Below are 17,257 nucleotides of genomic sequence, written 5' to 3' on the forward strand. Positions count from 1 at the left end.
GCAGTTGATTATGAGGTATGTAACAAAGGCTATGAATTATGTAACATAGCCTGAATAGGGTGAATACCCCTTGTTTTCATAAAGGTTTTATTGCATTATGTTTTACTAAAAGGAGGAATAATAGCTATTAGCTATCTTTTATAGCGTACTCTGTTGGTGTACAAGCATACATTTCTTTAAAACATTTAGTGAAATATGAATGATCATTAAAACCAACAGCATAGCCAACCTGAGATATATTGGTATCAGAACTTTGAAGTAGTTGAGCTGCAAGTTTGAGACGTTGAGATCTTACAAACTCTGAAGAGGTAAGACCTGTTAATGCTTTTAGTTTTCTATGCAATTGCATACGACTCATGCCTATAGCTTTGCTAAATTCTTCTACACTAAAAGAAGATTCTATAAGCTGTTTGTCTAATACTTTCTGTACTTTATTTAAGAAATTCTCATCTATTGGAGTAATTGCTATATCCTTAGGAGTTAAAATAACTTCCTGGCTATAGCGCAATTGTAGTTTCTTTCTAATGGTTATAAGATTAGAAGCTTTTGTAGTGAGTATTTTTTGATTGAAAGGTTTTGTAATGTACTCGTCAGCTCCAATCTGTAATCCTGATAATTCATTTTCTTCACCGGCTTTGGCGGTTAGTAAAATAATAGGAATATGACTGGTACGTTCATCATTTTTTAGCTCATTTGTAAGTTCAATACCATCTTTTTTGGGCATCATAATATCAGAAATGATAATATCAGGAATGTACTGCAAAGCTAATTCATACCCCTCCAAACCATCTTGTGCACTAATGACTTTATAGTGATTTTTGAAATTTTCCTGTAGTAAATGATTAAGATCTTTATTGTCTTCAACAATTAATGCGATAGGAAGTTCTTCATTGGTATGATCGGTATCAGTTTTGTTTGAAGAGGTATTAGTGACTTCATAATGATTCTGATATGGAGATGTATTATCTATATTCGTATTATCTTCTATAACTTTTGCATTTTTGATTGATTTCTTATCCAGAGATATAGATAGGTTAAAACTTGTCCATTCATTTAGTCTACTATCTACGGTTATATTTCCTTCATGCAATTTGATAAGTTCATTAACCAAAGCTAAGCCAACACCCGATCCTGATTGTTCACTATGCGTTTGATAAAATCGTTTAAAAACTAATTGACGTTGTTCTTTGGTTAGACCATCGCCTGTATTTTTTATATCGATAAAAAGTTTATGTTTCTTAATATGTGCATTAAATATAATGGATCCGTTCTCTGGAGTATATTTTATGGCGTTCGAAACTAAATTCGTTATAATTTTGTGTACTGCATCCCGGTCCAACCATCCTTCCTCTTCATGGTTATTAATATAGGTTAGGAAATTAATGTTTTTTAGGCTTGTGGCATATTCAAAATCTTTAATAATAGCATTTATTTGTTGCATGGGATGTACCTTTTGTAGGGATAAAGTCATACTGCCAGCTTCAATTTTGGAAATGTCTAATAATTGATTGACAAGCTCAGAAATCCTATTACTATTATTCAATACCAATTCAAAATCAGATCGATCTTTATCTGTGAGGTTTTTATCGTCTAATTTATTTTGTATGGGACCAGATATTAAGGTAAGTGGAGTTCTAAGTTCGTGTGATATGTTTGAAAAAAAGTGTGACTTTGCTTTGTCAAGTTTCTTTAATTTCTTGTTTGTTTTTTGTCGATTTCGATATAATACAAAGAGAAAGATTCCGACTAAAGTAGTAATGCCCATTCCTCCCATATACAGATTACGCTGACTCTTTTTTTGTTGTTCGGCAAGTTCTTTTTGTGATTTTAACAGCGCTATTTCTTGTTCTTTTTTTTCTGTTTGATATTTGGTTTCGAGTTCAAACGTTATTTTTTTCTTATTTTGAATATTTATGCTATCATTGAGAGATAGTAGTCTTTTATTAATATCATATGCCATTTTATAATCTTTTATACCTGCATATGCTTCTGACAATCCTTCAGAAATTTCTTTGCGCTCTCCCAGGTAATATTCAGTTCCATTGGGAGGAGCTGTAGTTTGTGCGGCATTAAAGTATTCTATAGCCTCATTGAACATTTTTTTTCTAAGATAAAAAACACCATAACTATATTGCATTTGATTTTCAGAAATTCTATTAGAGTTATTATCTGTAATCAATTTTGTTTTTTTTAATAACGGCTCTGCTTTATCAAATTCTCCTATGTAAGAATAATACCGAGCTAATTCGGTATAGACTTCGACAAGTTTAGTGGGTTCACCATAAGACTCATAAAAAGGTAATACTTTGTTTAGATAAAATATTGTTTTTTCAGTGTCTTCTATCTTGTTATAATAATTAGCTCTTAAACGATCAGTATTATTAATCCCCACTTCATTTTTCATTTTTTCATGAACTTCCTGACTCTTATCGAGATACTCTATGGCCTTTTCATTTTTTAAATCAATATAAATTAGTGAAATGTTTTCATAAGCAATTGAAAGATTTCGTGTAATACTATCATTTGCAGAATGTAGGGAATCAATTTTTATATAATACTTTAGAGCATTAGAGTAATCATTTTTTCTATAATATTGATTTCCAATAACAACTAATGCAGAACTTTGCAACGTCCAATCATTGGCTAAAATGGCTTGTTTTAAGGCTAATTGACTATATTTTTCATAGTTCTTAAAGTCTGATTTAGTAACACTTAAAATAGCAAGTTTTCTATATAAGTCAGATTGTAGTTTGTAATTATCAGAATTATTGAGCAGTGAAAGTGCTTTTTTTACGTAAAATAATGAGCTGTCGATTTCTGAGTTGTAATAAAAATAGTTTGAAGATCCGTTATAACCTTTAATAGCGAGATCTTTGTTTTCAATCCTGTTTGATAATTTTATAACCTTATCTTTATAAACTTTTGCTGAATCAAGACTTATTAATAGATATTCGAGTAAAATAGAATTTAATACTTCTAAGCGTTGATTATCGTTTTTTACATTTAATAAGACTGTTTTTAAGGAGTCTGTTTTTTTTGTTTGTTGTCCGAAAATAAAGCACGAAAAAGAGAGCGAAAAGAATAATATTATATTTCGCATAGAATACGATTTGATTAGTTGTAATAAATATAGCAATTATAAATAAATCAAATACTTATATGTGTAAGATATGTAACTAATTGATGTTACATATGCTCTAGAAGAAATATAGAACTGATTAATTTCTTTATGGTAATAATGAGTATGTTTTGGGACCGAGTATTTATCTGAAAAAATATTCTTAAGAAGTTCGATTTATTTTAATGCTCTTGATTCTGAAAAATAATCATACTTTTATACTCAGAATTGAATATTTCTTAGTTTGCTATTCTAAAATGACAGAAAATGTAAAAATAATTGAATGCCCGCGAGATGCAATGCAGGGTATAAAAGAGTTTATTCCTACCGAGAAAAAGGTTCAATATATTCAATCTTTATTAAGATGTGGTTTTGATACTATTGATTTTGGGAGTTTTGTATCTCCAAAAGCAATCCCTCAAATGGTGGATACAGCAGAGGTTCTGTCTAGGCTGGATCTTAGCGATACAAAAAGTAAATTGTTAGCTATTATTGCAAATGTTAGAGGTGCAAATGATGCAGTACAACATGAAGCTATTGATTACCTGGGATATCCTTTTTCTATTTCTGAAAACTTCCAGATGCGTAATACACATAAAACTATTGCTGAGTCTGTTGCTACGTTACAAGAAATACTCAATATTGCTGATAAAGCAAATAAAAAGGTTGTAGCATATTTGTCTATGGGGTTTGGTAACCCATATGGAGATCCATGGGATGTAGATATCGTAGGTGAGTGGACAGAAAAACTTAGTAAGATGGGAGCAAAAATCCTTTCTTTATCTGATACCGTAGGAACATCGACTCCCGAGATTATTGAGTACTTGTTTTCCAATTTGATTCCTAAATATCCAGATATAGAATTTGGAGCACATCTTCATACTACTCCAACGACTTGGTTTGAAAAAGTAGATGCTGCATATAAAGCTGGATGTAGAAGATTTGATGGAGCTATACAAGGATTTGGAGGATGTCCTATGGCAAAAGACGAATTAACAGGTAACATGCCTACAGAACGTATGGTTTCGTATTTTACAACGGTAAAGGCAGATACTAATGTCAGACCGTTAAGTTTTGAGTCCTCTTATAATGAAGCAACAAAGATTTTTAGTACATATCATTAAACAACGAATTTTTAGAATGAAAAAAAGTATCAGAATTGTAGGTTTATTAGCATTATTGGTATTAGTTATTATGCAGTTTATCAGGCCTGATAAAAATGAGTCTGATTATGCAACAGCCGTAGCTTTTTTTGAAAAAGAAACTCAACCTAATGAAGAGGTAAAGTCGATATTAAGAAATAATTGTTATGACTGCCATAGTAATCATACCAAATACCCCTGGTATGCAGAAATAGCTCCTGTGTCATATTGGTTATCAGATCATATTGATGAAGGTAAAGAACATTTTGATGTTTCGGGTTGGGAGCAATATTCTAATAAAAAGAAAGATCATAAACTAGAGGAACTAGTTGAGGAAGTGGAAGAGGGAGAAATGCCTCTTTCCTCATATACCTGGCTTCATGGAAACATAAATGATCAGGAAAAGGAAATTCTAATCAATTGGGTTAATACATTAAGGACTCAATATACTGCAGAATAAGCGTTTACTTTATATAAATGTTATTTCTTTAATTTTATTTAGATTTATTACAAATAAAGTTTGTCAATTCTATTTTGATGAATATATTTGCAAACTTATTAGTTATTGATATTAAGTCTAAATAAAAAGTGATGAAAATTAAAAGTTTACTAAAAGTAGCATGTATATCAGGAGTCTTTGTATTAGGATCTTGTTCTTCAGATGATGATAGTACTCCACCTGTAGATAATTCTGTAGTAGCTCCTGCTACTTATGTTTTTGAGCGTAATGGAGAAAGTTCTATAAGTTTTAGTGGTCAAACAACTCGTATTGCCATGGCTGAAGAAATTATAAGTGCGTTAAAAACAGAGACAAACACAGAAGCTACTTTGGATGCTATGTTTGCACATGTTCAAGGTGTCAACGATTTTTCTGATGCTGATTTAAATGCATCTGATAAAAGTGTAAGAAGTAAAACAGCAGCATCTAGAGACTATTTTTTTTCTAATACGACCGATGCCAATGCTATAAAAGAAACATTTGATGGTTGGATAACAAGTCAGGTAGATGATGTGTTTCCAAACTGGGGAACTACAGCGACACCTGGTGTTGCCGGAGTTATTCAAGAAGCAGGAGGAGGATCAGACAGATATGTAAATGCAAAAGGATTAGAATTAAATCAAGCGTTTGGTAAGAGTTTGATAGGAGCTTTAATGGCAGATCAAGCATTAAATAACTACTTAGGAACTTTGATTCTTGATGAAGGTAGTAATTTGGAAAATAACAATAATGATGTTGTTGCAGATGGTAAGAACTATACAACAATGGAGCATAAATGGGATGAAGCATATGGATATCTATATGGGGCTTCTGCTGATAAAGCAAATCCTAATGCAACGATTGGAGATGATGATAGCTTTCTTAACAAATATATTGGTAGAGTAGAAGGAGATACCGATTTTGCGGGTATAGCAAAAGAAATATTTGATGCATTTAAATTAGGAAGAGCGGCAATAGTAGCAAAGAACTATGATGTTCGTGATGAGCAAGCAGCTATTATTAGAGAAAAAATATCACAAGTTATTGCAGTACGAGCTGTATACTATTTACAACAAGGAAAAACTGCATTAGAAGCGCCTGCAGCTACAATTGATTATGCTAGTGCATTTCATGATTTATCCGAAGGATTTGGATTTATATACAGTTTGCAGTTTACCAGAAAGCCAGATAGTAATGCACCTTATGTGACAAGATCAGAAGTTCAAGGATTGATAGATCAATTGATGGAAGGTACCAATGGACTTTGGGATGTTACTCCTGCAACTTTGCAATCTATTTCTGAAGCAATTGCTGCAAAATTTAGTTTTACTGTAGCACAGGCAGGAAGTTAAAACAATAAACAATTTATAAAGTTTGAAAAAAGAGGTTAGAAATTATATCATTTCGACCTCTTTTTTTACATTTGCAAAACTTTATTAAGAATAAATAAAAATAAGATGAAGAAGTTATTGTTCTCAGTTTGTGTTATAGCATCGATTATAGCAGGCTGTTCATCAGGTGATGATGCCAATGAACCAGGAGGTACTACAGATAGTTTTGATAGAAAGGCATTGTTAACTAATATTGCGGATAATATAGTAATTCCGGCATATCAAAGCTTTTCTAACGATATGACCGCTTTGAAAACAGCAACCTCTGATTTTGAAACTACTACAGATGAAGCAAACCTTGTAATTTTAAGAAATGCATGGATAAAAGCTTATACCTCATGGCAATCTGTTAGTATGTTTGAAATAGGAAAGGCAGAGGAACTTTCTTTACGAAATTTTATGAATGTATATCCGATTGCAGCAGCTGACATCGAATCTAATATAGCTTCAGGAACATATGACCTTGCTTCTGTAACAAAGCAAGACGAACAAGGCTTTGGAGCGTTAGATTATTTGCTAAATGGATTATCAGATACAGACATGGGAATTGTTGAATTTTATTCTACAAATGCAAATGCTGCAAGTTATAAGAAATACTTATCAGATGTAGTAGATCGTATGGATGATCTTAGTGATCAAGTTGTAAATGACTGGAATGGAAGTTATAGGGATACTTTTGTGAATAATAGTGGATCTTCTGCAACAAGTTCATTAGACAAATTGGTTAATGATTTTATTTTTCATTACGAAAAGCATTTACGAGCTGCCAAAATAGGAATACCTGCTGGACTATTTTCAGGATCACCTCTGGATAGCAGAGTTGAAGCTTTTTATAAAGGAGACTTGTCTAAGGCTCTTTTTAATGCTAATCTTGATGCATTACAGGACTTTTTTAATGGTAAACATTTTGGAAGTACTGCCACAGGAGAAAGTTTGAAAACTTATTTAGATTTCTTAAACACTATTAAAAATGGAGATGACTTAAGTACACTCATCAATAATCAGTTTAATACTTCGAGAGCGACAGCATCAAATTTAAATGATGATTTTTCATCTCAGGTACGTACCAATAATAGTTTGATGACAATGACGTATGATGAATTGCAAAAGAATGTAGTTTTCCTCAAAGTAGATATGCTTCAGGCGATTTCTGTAACTGTTGATTTTATGGATACAGACGGAGATTAAATTAGTACTCATTGTTAAATGACTTTTACACTTAACGAATATTTGAAAAAAACAACGGAGGCTGCACCACTTGCAGTCTTTCGTATTTTTTTTGGAATAATGATGCTCATCAGTATTATTCGTTTTTGGAGTTATGGGTGGATTGATAAATTGTACATTCAACCAAAGTTTTTCTTTTCATTTTATGGTTTTGAATGGGTGAAGCCTCTGGGTATATATACCTATATAATTTTTATTATCTGCAGTGTTTCTGCAATTTTTATAACATTAGGATTCAAATATAGGATCGCTATCATTACTTTTTTTCTCAGTTTTACTTATATAGAACTAATGGATAAGACGACATATCTTAATCATTACTATTTTATAAGTTTATTAAGCTTTGTAATGATCTTTCTACCTGCGAATGCATATTATTCATTAGATGCAAAAATAAAAAGAACATCTTATCAATTAATTCCCAGCTGGACAATAGATGTTTTAAAATTACTTTTAGGAATTGTTTATTTTTATGCAGGTTTGGCAAAACTTAATTCTGATTGGTTAGTACATGCTATGCCTCTTAAGATTTGGCTACCTTCTAAGTATGATGTTCCTCTTCTGGGAGATCTTATGCAAAAAGAATGGATGCATTATCTATTTAGTTATTCAGGCGCGATTTATGATCTTACAATTCCGTTTTTATTATTGTATAAAAAAACAAGACCTTTTGCTTTTGCAATGGTAGTTGTATTTCATGTATTAACTCGAGTACTTTTTCCGATAGGAATGTTTCCTTATATAATGATCATAAGTACATTGGTATTTTTTGATACAGGTTTTCATCATAAAGTATTAAGTTTTATATCTAAAGTATTTAAGATAAATAAATCAGAATTTGATACTTATAAGATATTACAGTTTGTTCCAGGAAAGAATAAAATTCTATTCACCTTCATCGCAGTATTTTTTATAATTCAGTTACTTTTGCCGTTTAGATATATGTTATATCCAGGAGAACTATTCTGGACAGAAGAAGGATATCGATTTTCTTGGAGAGTGATGTTAATGGAAAAGGCAGGATATGCTAATTTTAAAATTGTTAATAGCAAAACAAAAGAGAGGTTTTATGTTGATAATGACGACTTTCTTACAGCTTTTCAACAAAAACAAATGGCGTCACAACCAGATTTTATATTAGAATATGCGCATTATCTAAAAGGACATTTTGAAGATCAAGGGCATCAAAATGTACAAGTATTTGTAGAAAGTTATGTGGCACTTAATGGGAGGTTAAGTACTCAATATATAGATCCAGAAGTGGATTTAGGGAAACAAAAAGAATCATTTAAACATAAAAAGTGGATTATTCCATTCGAAGATGAAATTAAGGGATTATAGAATATTTTTAGGGGCATTACTTATGGTAACCTCTGTTTTTGGACAGTATCAATTAAAAGGAACCATAACAGATCTTAATAATCAACCTGTTGTAAATGCCGAGGTATATAACAGAACAACAGGCAATCAGACAATCACAAATACTGATGGTGAATTTGAATTTACAGACCTGAAGGAGGGTGAATATTTGATTACTGTTTTTAGTTTTGACTTTGAAATTCAGGAACAATTGATCAAAATAGAAGGAAATGATGTTTCAAAGAACTTTACTTTAAATCCTTTGGGAGAAGAACTTTCTGAAGTTTTGATTACACAACGAAAGGAGAAGATTTTTGGATTAAAACAACTCAGACCTGTTGAAGGAACGGCTATTTTTGCTGGTAAAAAGAGCGAAGTAGTTTTAGTGGATCAAACGGTAGGTAATTTGGCTTCTAATAATGCGAGGCAAATTTACGCGCAAGTTGTAGGACTAAATATCTATGAAAATAGTGATGCAGGTCTTCAATTAAATATTGGAGGACGAGGATTAGATCCTAATCGTTCTGCTAATTTTAATATTAAACAAAATGGGTATGATATAAGTGCTGATGTTTTAGGGTATCCAGAGAGCTATTATACACCTCCTGCAGAAGCGTTGAGCGAAATACAAGTTGTTCGAGGTGCGGCATCTTTACAATATGGAACCCAGTTTGGAGGATTGGTTAATTTTAAAATGAAACAACCAAATCCAAATAAAAAAATAGAGCTAATATCCAGACAATCATTAGGATCATTTAATCTGTTTACAAGCTTTAATAGCATTAGTGGTACTTTGGGCAAGTTTAGTTATTATACTTATTTTAACTATAAAAAAGGAGATGGTTTCAGACCAAACTCAGAATTTGATTCAAAAAACTTCTATGCAAATATTGGATACGCTTTTACTGATAAGACAAAACTGACTTTTGAGGCTACATATCTGGATTATTTAGCACAACAACCAGGAGGGTTAACTGATACTCAATTCGAAGAAGATCCAGAATTTAGTAATCGATCCAGAAACTGGTTTGATGTAAATTGGAAATTATTTTCACTAAAACTAGAACATAAATTTTCTGAGAAAACTGATTTTAGCCTCAACCTTTTTGGTCTTGATGCTTCTCGAAAAGCAGTTGGTTTTAGAGGAAATCCTTTTGTGTTAAATTCTAATCCAATTACCGATGTGGATGAAACAGATGCTAATGGTAATTTTGTTTTTCCTAGGGATTTGATTGTAGGCAATTTTAGAAATTGGGGAGCAGAAGCTAGATTATTAAGTAGATATACACTATTAGGAAAAGAATCGGTTTTCTTAATAGGATCAAAATATTATCAAGCAAATAATGATTCTCGTCAAGGAGCAGGAAGTTTGGGAACTAATGCTGATTTTGATTTTGCTACACAAGCATTTCCAGACTATCCAAATCAATCAGATTTTGATTTCCCAAACCTTAACGTAGCTGTATTTGGGGAGAATATTTTTAATCTTTCTGATAGGTTTTCAATAACTCCAGGTTTTAGATTTGAATATATTAAAACCGAAAGTGAGGGAGTTTATAATCAAGTTAATTTTGATTTGGCTGGAAATCCTATATCAAATACTACGCTAGAAGATAATAGAACTCTGGATCGTTCATTTTTGCTCTTAGGTCTTGGAGCAAGTTATAAACCTAATACTGGGATAGAAGTGTATGCTAACCTATCTCAGAATTATAGATCAGTTACATTTAGTGATATTAGAGTGGTAAGTCCAACATTTATAATAGATCCAGATATTTCTGATGAAGAAGGTTTTACTGCCGACTTAGGGATTAGAGGTAAAATAGGAGGAAATAAATTGTCTTATGATTTAGGAGGGTTTGGATTGCTTTATGATGACCGCATTGGGATTGTATTAGATGACAGGGCTAATAGAGTTAGAAAAAATATAGGAAAAGCATTTATCTATGGATTAGAAACGTTTGTAGATTGGAATATTCTTAATACATTCTATACAGATAATTCAGATTTTCGATTTAACTGGTTTGTTAATGCTTCTTTTACAGAATCAGAATATATAGAATCAGAGGAAGCTGGTGTAGAAGGTAAAAAAGTCGAATTTATTCCTGTTGTGAATGTAAAAACAGGAATAAAATTTGGATATAAAAACTTTCTGGCTAATACACAATTTACCTACTTGTCAGAACAGTTTACAGATGTAACAAATGCTACTATAGCTCCTGCAGGAGATAGTCGTAGTGGTATTATAGGAGAAATACCTTCATATCATGTCCTCGATTTTTCGGTTTCCTATCGATATAAAAAGTTTAAACTAGAAACAGGAATAAACAATGTTTTAGACACTAACTATTTTACAAGAAGGGCTACAGGTTATCCTGGTCCAGGAATTATACCTTCAGAACCATTAACCTGGTATACAACTTTACAGTTTAAATGGTAGGAAATAATTATTATACTCTATTTATACATTTATGTATAGAGATATAAACGTATAAATAGAGTATCCTTAAACAAGGTTGTTTTTAATATCAATCCAAAGATTACTTATCCATAAGAAATAGTTTTTTTGTGCCTTAGTTTTGTGAAATGGCAATTCTACACTACAAAAATTAACTTTTGTTTAATCAAAGAATTAACTTTTGTTCAATTACCATTCCTGTTTTAATTCAATATTTTTGAAAAAAATGTAGTTGTTATGAGTGAATTTTCTGTATACGACCATATGATGGCAGAATATTATAAGAAAATGTCTAATTATACTTTGCCTTTATTATCATGGGAATTTTATGGAGAGGACCATACAACACTTGGTTTTTTCAAAGATGATATCGGTACGTTAAAGAAAATTACCAAAAACTGGCAATTTGAACGTAATTATTATAAAGAGTTCGTAGAAGAACAATCCGTAATTGTTATTACAAATACAAATCTCAAAATTGTCTATGCTTCCCAGAACATAGAAAAAATGAATGGATATTCACCAGAAGAAGTTATTGGTAATTCTCCTAAAATGTTTCAAGGAAACGATACATGTGTAAAAACATCTTCAGAGGTTAGAGATGCGATAGATAGTGGTATTCCATTTGAAGTATCTATATTGAATTACAGAAAAGATAATACACCATATATGTGTTTGATAAAAGGTTTTCCTGTTCATGATAAACGAGGTAAACTAATCAATTACATTGCTTTTGAAAAGGCCGCTTAGATGGTGTTTTATTAAGACTTGAAAAATTCATTTTATTAACTATTGTTTTCTTTTCTTCTTTTTTTTATTACTCTTGTGATCATTTTATTTGAAGAGTAATAAATTTAATTCATATGGTAAAATTATGTAAAAAAGTAAGTGCAAGTAAATGGTTCCAAAATTCTGTTACTGTTGCTATTTTATTTGCAGGGGTTCTAGTTGGTATAGCAACGTATCCAGATTTCTCTAATAAACATGAGGCAATTTTAGAAATATTAAATAAAATTATTCTAGGTGTTTTTATTATAGAAATTGTGGTTAAAATCATAGCCGAAGGTAAAAAACCATGGATGTATTTTACTGATGGTTGGAACATTTTTGACTTCATTATTGTTGCAGCTGCATTTCTTCCTTTTGGTGGAAGTTCTGTAGCAATATTGCGTTTACTTCGCTTATTAAGAGTTTTAAAACTTATTAAAGCACTACCAAAGCTACAGATGTTGGTGAGCGCACTTCTTAAAAGTGTTCCCTCTATGGGATATGTTTCTATTTTATTAGGACTCCTATTTTATATATATGCTGTTGCTGGTGTTTTCTTTTTCTCAGAAAATGACCCTATACATTTTAAAGATTTACAGACCTCTATGTTATCATTGTTTAGAATAGTTACATTAGAAGATTGGACAGATATAATGTATATAAATATGTTTGGTTGTGAAAATTATGGATATGATGGTAATATGGATTTATGTGTAAACTCCCATGGAGTATCTTCACTTTCCATAAGTTATTTTGTGTCTTTTGTTTTAATTGGAACCATGATTTTCTTGAATTTATTTATTGGAGTAATCATGAATGGTATGGATGAAGCAAAAGCAGAAATGTTGTTAGAAGACCAGCAAGAATCAGGAGGTGGAACAACTAATATTGAAGATATAGAAAGCAAAATAACTGAATTACAAGAACTTTTGATATTATATAAAGTACAGGAAAAAAGATAATCATAAAGCACTTAATAATTTAACCAGAAAATAACTTCATCAAATACCCTCTTTTTTACTTTTTTGTTAATTAAAAATGAACATTGGTATTTAATGAGCTAGTTTGTATATGTATAAACTTTATTTTTTTATCCATAAAACTAATGATCTTCATGGTACTATGGATTCCTTAAATAGTCTGAATTTAAATAAGTGCTGAGGACTATTATAGCATTATTAAGTGTAATAAATTATGTACTTTAGTTATTAGGTTAAAAAACAACATTAAGAAATGATACCAGAGATAGAAAAATTACTAAATGATCAAGTGAAATATGAGGCTAAAGCCTCTGCACAATACCTTTCTATGGCAAGTTGGGCAGATACCCGTGGATATAATGGCATAGCAGATTTTTTTTATATGCAATCAGAAGAAGAACGAGTACATATGACCAAATTGGTTAAATTTATTAATGAACGAAGTGGTCATGCTATTATTCCCGCAATTGATCAACCAAGAGATGATTTTAAATCATTAATGGAGCTTTTTGAAACATTTTTAGAGAGTGAAGAATTTGTTACTGCAAAAATTAATAATGTAATATATGAATGTTTGCAATTTAAGGATTATAACGTGCACAATTTTATGCAATGGTATGTAGCAGAGCAATTAGAAGAAGAAGCAGTTGCTAGAACATTATTGGATAAACTCAAGATCATCGGTGATGACAAATCAGGGCATTATTTATTTGATAGAGATATTAATACTTTTCAGGCGCCAGAGACAGCTAAGTGATTGTTAATAAGTTACAGTAGATAATTTAAAGATTTCTTTTTAGAAGTCTTTTTTTTATTTATTTTCGCACTTTATTTAGATTTAATAAAAATTAAAATAGTGCAAAATTCAAGTATCCCATCATTATATTCTCCTTGCTCTGCTATAGATTGTGAAATAGCATGTGGGGGGAAAAAGAAGAAATGTTGCAAGAAATATAAAAAGAAAGGAAAAAGTAACTGTAAACGATGTCCTAAGCTTTAAAAGAATATAGATATCAAGTTGATAAATACTCTTTGTATTTGATTATCGACTTAAAAAAGCGAATGTGTTGGTAAAATACATTCGCTTTTTTTGTTTTTAAGAATAAATGAGCAAGTTCTGGGTTTTGTAACAATGATAAGAATAGTAATTTTATGTTGTTTTAAAAGCAGATAGAGATGAATGAGCAAAAGATAATTCATTATAATCGTATCGCAGATGCAATAACGTATATCAAACAAAATTTTAAAGATCAACCCAACTTAGATGAAATAGCTGAAAACGTACATGTGAGTCCATTCCACTTTCAACGACTTTTTACAGAATGGGTAGGGGTAAGTCCTAAAAAATTTTTACAATATACTAGTGTTGAATATGCTAAACAAATTTTAAAAAATCAACAAGTTACCTTATTTGATGTCGCCTATCAAACAGGGCTTTCTGGCACAGGGAGACTTCATGATCTTTTTGTAAAAATTGAGGGAATGACTCCGGGAGAATATAAAAACGGAGGAGAAAATCTAGTCATTAATTATAGTTATGCAGAAAGTCCGTTTGGCAAAATTTTAGTAGCATCTACTTCAAAAGGTATTTGTCATATGGCATTTGCAGATAATAGAGATGCTTTTAAAGAGTTACAAAAACGTTTTCCTAGAGCAAGCTTTATTCAGGTTGTAGATAGATGTCAACAGGATGCTTTATTTATTTTTACAAGAGACTGGAAAGAATTAAAACAGATAAAATTGCATCTTAAAGGAACTGATTTTCAATTAAAAGTTTGGGAAACACTACTTAAAATACCTAAAGGTGGATTAACTACATATGGAGCGATTGCTAATCACATAGGTAATCCTAAAGCATCCAGAGCTGTTGGTACCGCAATCGGTAATAACCCCATAGCATTTTTGATACCATGCCATAGAGTGATTCAATCTACAGGAGATTTAGGGCAATATCATTGGGGAAGCACGAGGAAAACAGCTATTATTGGATGGGAAGCTGTAAAAATGGACTCATAAAAAAGGAGTATTCGATTAAAGAATACCCCCTTTTCTGCCATTTACGTTATAGATAAGTTATGGGCATATTTTTATTATAAAACGATGTAAAGCAATAATACCCTACCTCTTGTTCATTTTATTTGAATTCATACATTGGGTCTTTGTAACATCTATCATATCAAAGGATTATGTTTTTTTTATGAATATGATCAAAAATCTTTTTCTAAATTAGACCGAGTACGCTCTTGTTTTATATTAGAATCATATAGTAAGTACTATCCTAAAATAATACAAAAGGGGATAAAAGTGATACATTATAAATAATTTAAATTTCTTATAAAATGAAAAATATCAACTTTTTTAGAGTATTGGTACTAATATCCTGTTTGAGTTGTACTCCAAAAAATAATCAATTAAGTGATGGTGAACAAAGTAGGGTTATAAAAAAAATGATTGAAGCTGTTAATGACAAAAATGCTGAAAAGTATGTAAATAATTTTGCTGAAGATGTACAAGTTTATGTGGATGGAAAACAAAAGATAATAGGGAAGAAAGTATTACAAGAAAATAGAGCCAAACATTTTAAGAGGTATCCAAAAGTAAGTTCAAAAATAGAATATTTAATAGAGATTGATAATAAGGTAATTATGCATGATAAAGTATGGCTAGATGATGTAGCAGGAGAGGGAAAGGATATTGTAGAAATATTTACCTTTAAGAATGGTCAAGTATACAGAGTGGATGTTGTTCAACCAAACGATTTGTTTGCGAAATAAAAATAAAGAGTGTTGTGATGAAATTTGGTTGCCCTCTGGATGTATATGGTACTTTTGTTAACCCCCTTGTTTTAATAATGATTCATTAACTATACAGAAATTAATGAAAAATTTCGAAAAAGTATATTTTGTGGATAGAAATGAGTGGCGTAATTGGCTTCAGAAAAACTTTAGGAAAGCGGATGAAATTTGGTTGATATATCCTAAAAAATCTTCAGGAAAACCACGCATTCTATATAATGATGCAGTTGAAGAAGCCCTCTGTTTTGGATGGATAGATAGTATTGTTAAAAAAGTAGATGATGAGCATACTGCTCAAAGGTTTACACCAAGAAAAGCCAATAGCATATATTCACAACCTAATAGAGAGCGATTGCATTGGCTTACTCAACAAAAAATGTTACACCCTTCAATACAAGAAATTAGTAAAAAAATACTTCAGGAGGATTTTGTATTTCCAACAGATATTATGGAAAAAATCAAGAAAAATAATATAGCTTGGAGTAATTATCAAAAATTATCTATATCCTATAGAAGGATTCGTATTGCTTATATTGATTCAGCCAGGAAACGTCCTGAAGAATTTGAGAAAAGATTGACAAATTTTATAAACAAAACCTCCCAGGGTAAATTGATAGCAGGCTTTGGTGGGATAAAAAAATATTATTGATGAGACATTTATTTTTTATTATAGTAATGCTTTGTATTACATGTAAAGTTGAAGCACAAAAATCACATTTATATCTAAAACAGACTCCGCCTTCTACTACTCCAGAAATTTTTGCTCCTGGTATAATTTCTAAAGAAAATGAATACGAGTTTGGTTCGGTTTTTTCAAAAGATGGTACTGAATTTTTCTATGGAGTGGATACAGGAGAAAACTCTGAAATAAGATATTCAAGATTAGATAATGATTCCTGGACAACTCCAATAACTATTATTTCTCACGATATATATGGTTTTAATGATCCTTTTTTATCTCCAAATGAAGATGAATTATATTATATATCAGATATGCCTTTAGATGGAATTGGAGAGAGGAAAGACCATGATATTTGGTATTCCAAAAAAGAAAAAACAGGATGGTCAAAACCCATAAACGCCGGAGAAAATATTAATACTAATAAAAACGAGTATTATATTTCTTTTACCAAAACAGGCACAATGTACTTTAGTTCTAATAAAGTTGGTAAGGAGAATCATAATTTTGATATTTATGCCTCAGAAAGAGTATCAGGTCATTTTCAGAAAGCCGTAAGGTTACCAGAAACAATAAATACAAATGCATATGAAGCAGATGTATTTATAGCTCCTGATGAATCTTATATTATTTTTTGCGCTACCCGAAAAGAGGGACTAGGACGAGGTGATTTATACATAAGTTTTAAAAATAACGATGGTACTTGGACAGAATCAAAAAATATGGGAGCTTCAATAAACACCAATGGCCATGAATTGTGCCCTTTTGTAAGTAGAGATGGAAAATATTTCTTCTACACCAGCAATAAAGATATTTACTGGGTAGATGCCAAAATAATTTATTCCTTAAAAGAATAAGGTGT

14 protein-coding genes are annotated in these 17,257 nt (G+C 31.0%); 13 read left to right on the top strand and 1 reads right to left on the bottom strand.

The genetic code is table 11. The annotated features are described in order from the left end of the window. Positions 1-127: 127 nt before the first annotated feature. Complete coding sequence (locus PQF96_RS27345; RefSeq protein ID WP_271770169.1) at positions 128-3,100, bottom strand: hybrid sensor histidine kinase/response regulator transcription factor; 2,973 nt, start codon at positions 3,098-3,100, stop codon at positions 128-130. A 275-nt stretch (positions 3,101-3,375) separates the two neighbouring features. On the opposite strand from PQF96_RS27345, the gene PQF96_RS27350 reads away from it, so the two are divergent. The 13 genes from PQF96_RS27350 (at position 3,376) to PQF96_RS27410 (ending at position 17,252) form a co-directional block, all read left to right on the top strand. After that, positions 3,376-4,242, top strand: coding sequence for a hydroxymethylglutaryl-CoA lyase (locus PQF96_RS27350; RefSeq protein WP_271770171.1), 867 nt, complete (start codon positions 3,376-3,378; stop codon positions 4,240-4,242). Positions 4,243-4,258: 16 nt separating this feature from the next. Further along, positions 4,259-4,720 (top strand): heme-binding domain-containing protein, encoded by a 462-nt coding sequence (locus PQF96_RS27355; protein WP_271770173.1) that lies wholly within the window; start codon positions 4,259-4,261, stop codon positions 4,718-4,720. A 131-nt stretch (positions 4,721-4,851) separates the two neighbouring features. Continuing rightward, positions 4,852-6,090, top strand: a complete 1,239-nt coding sequence (locus PQF96_RS27360; protein WP_271770175.1) for a DUF4856 domain-containing protein — start codon at positions 4,852-4,854, stop codon at positions 6,088-6,090. A gap of 105 nt (positions 6,091-6,195) precedes the next feature. Further along, positions 6,196-7,317: an imelysin family protein gene (locus PQF96_RS27365; protein WP_271770177.1), complete on the top strand. Its 1,122-nt coding sequence runs from the start codon at positions 6,196-6,198 to the stop codon at positions 7,315-7,317. A gap of 18 nt (positions 7,318-7,335) precedes the next feature. Further along, positions 7,336-8,697 (top strand): HTTM domain-containing protein, encoded by a 1,362-nt coding sequence (locus PQF96_RS27370; RefSeq protein ID WP_271770179.1) that lies wholly within the window; start codon positions 7,336-7,338, stop codon positions 8,695-8,697. Next, a complete protein-coding gene (locus tag PQF96_RS27375) occupies positions 8,678-11,155 on the top strand; it encodes a TonB-dependent receptor domain-containing protein (protein ID WP_271770181.1) in 2,478 nt (825 codons plus the stop codon). Before PQF96_RS27370 ends, PQF96_RS27375 begins: the two co-directional genes overlap by 20 nt. Positions 11,156-11,410: 255 nt before the next feature. After that, on the top strand, positions 11,411-11,923 hold the full coding sequence (locus PQF96_RS27380) for a PAS domain-containing protein (protein WP_109438040.1): 513 nt from the start codon (positions 11,411-11,413) through the stop codon (positions 11,921-11,923). A 113-nt stretch (positions 11,924-12,036) separates the two neighbouring features. After that, the gene (locus PQF96_RS27385; protein ID WP_143917777.1) at positions 12,037-12,903 is read left to right on the top strand and encodes an ion transporter; all 867 of its coding nucleotides are present in this window, start codon (positions 12,037-12,039) and stop codon (positions 12,901-12,903) included. A 271-nt stretch (positions 12,904-13,174) separates the two neighbouring features. Beyond that, positions 13,175-13,678 carry a ferritin gene (locus tag PQF96_RS27390; protein WP_109438042.1) on the top strand — a complete coding sequence of 168 codons (504 nt, stop codon included), beginning with the start codon at positions 13,175-13,177 and terminating at the stop codon, positions 13,676-13,678. A 419-nt stretch (positions 13,679-14,097) separates the two neighbouring features. Continuing rightward, entirely contained in the window at positions 14,098-14,937 is an 840-nt protein-coding gene (locus PQF96_RS27395) for a bifunctional helix-turn-helix domain-containing protein/methylated-DNA--[protein]-cysteine S-methyltransferase (RefSeq protein WP_271770183.1), read from the top strand. 323 nt (positions 14,938-15,260) lie between these two features. Continuing rightward, positions 15,261-15,695: a nuclear transport factor 2 family protein gene (locus PQF96_RS27400; protein ID WP_271770185.1), complete on the top strand. Its 435-nt coding sequence runs from the start codon at positions 15,261-15,263 to the stop codon at positions 15,693-15,695. A gap of 103 nt (positions 15,696-15,798) precedes the next feature. Continuing rightward, positions 15,799-16,365 carry a YdeI/OmpD-associated family protein gene (locus PQF96_RS27405; RefSeq protein WP_271770187.1) on the top strand — a complete coding sequence of 189 codons (567 nt, stop codon included), beginning with the start codon at positions 15,799-15,801 and terminating at the stop codon, positions 16,363-16,365. After that, a complete protein-coding gene (locus PQF96_RS27410) occupies positions 16,365-17,252 on the top strand; it encodes a TolB-like translocation protein (RefSeq protein WP_271770189.1) in 888 nt (295 codons plus the stop codon). Before PQF96_RS27405 ends, PQF96_RS27410 begins: the two co-directional genes overlap by 1 nt. The last annotated feature ends 5 nt before the right edge of the window (positions 17,253-17,257 follow it).

Origin of the sequence: Aquimarina algiphila (assembly GCF_947494415.1) — a bacterium.
GTDB classification, from domain to species: domain Bacteria; phylum Bacteroidota; class Bacteroidia; order Flavobacteriales; family Flavobacteriaceae; genus Aquimarina; species Aquimarina algiphila.

Bases quoted from the DNA above. Each gene is read 5' to 3' on its own strand.
- PQF96_RS27345 (WP_271770169.1), bottom strand. From the start codon at position 3,100: ATGCGAAATATAATATTATTCTTTTCGCTCTCTTTTTCGTGCTTTATT.
- PQF96_RS27350 (WP_271770171.1), top strand. From the start codon at position 3,376: ATGACAGAAAATGTAAAAATAATTGAATGCCCGCGAGATGCAATGCAG.
- PQF96_RS27355 (WP_271770173.1), top strand. From the start codon at position 4,259: ATGAAAAAAAGTATCAGAATTGTAGGTTTATTAGCATTATTGGTATTA.
- PQF96_RS27360 (WP_271770175.1), top strand. From the start codon at position 4,852: ATGAAAATTAAAAGTTTACTAAAAGTAGCATGTATATCAGGAGTCTTT.
- PQF96_RS27365 (WP_271770177.1), top strand. From the start codon at position 6,196: ATGAAGAAGTTATTGTTCTCAGTTTGTGTTATAGCATCGATTATAGCA.
- PQF96_RS27370 (WP_271770179.1), top strand. From the start codon at position 7,336: ATGACTTTTACACTTAACGAATATTTGAAAAAAACAACGGAGGCTGCA.
- PQF96_RS27375 (WP_271770181.1), top strand. From the start codon at position 8,678: ATGAAATTAAGGGATTATAGAATATTTTTAGGGGCATTACTTATGGTA.
- PQF96_RS27380 (WP_109438040.1), top strand. From the start codon at position 11,411: ATGAGTGAATTTTCTGTATACGACCATATGATGGCAGAATATTATAAG.
- PQF96_RS27385 (WP_143917777.1), top strand. From the start codon at position 12,037: ATGGTAAAATTATGTAAAAAAGTAAGTGCAAGTAAATGGTTCCAAAAT.
- PQF96_RS27390 (WP_109438042.1), top strand. From the start codon at position 13,175: ATGATACCAGAGATAGAAAAATTACTAAATGATCAAGTGAAATATGAG.
- PQF96_RS27395 (WP_271770183.1), top strand. From the start codon at position 14,098: ATGAATGAGCAAAAGATAATTCATTATAATCGTATCGCAGATGCAATA.
- PQF96_RS27400 (WP_271770185.1), top strand. From the start codon at position 15,261: ATGAAAAATATCAACTTTTTTAGAGTATTGGTACTAATATCCTGTTTG.
- PQF96_RS27405 (WP_271770187.1), top strand. From the start codon at position 15,799: ATGAAAAATTTCGAAAAAGTATATTTTGTGGATAGAAATGAGTGGCGT.
- PQF96_RS27410 (WP_271770189.1), top strand. From the start codon at position 16,365: ATGAGACATTTATTTTTTATTATAGTAATGCTTTGTATTACATGTAAA.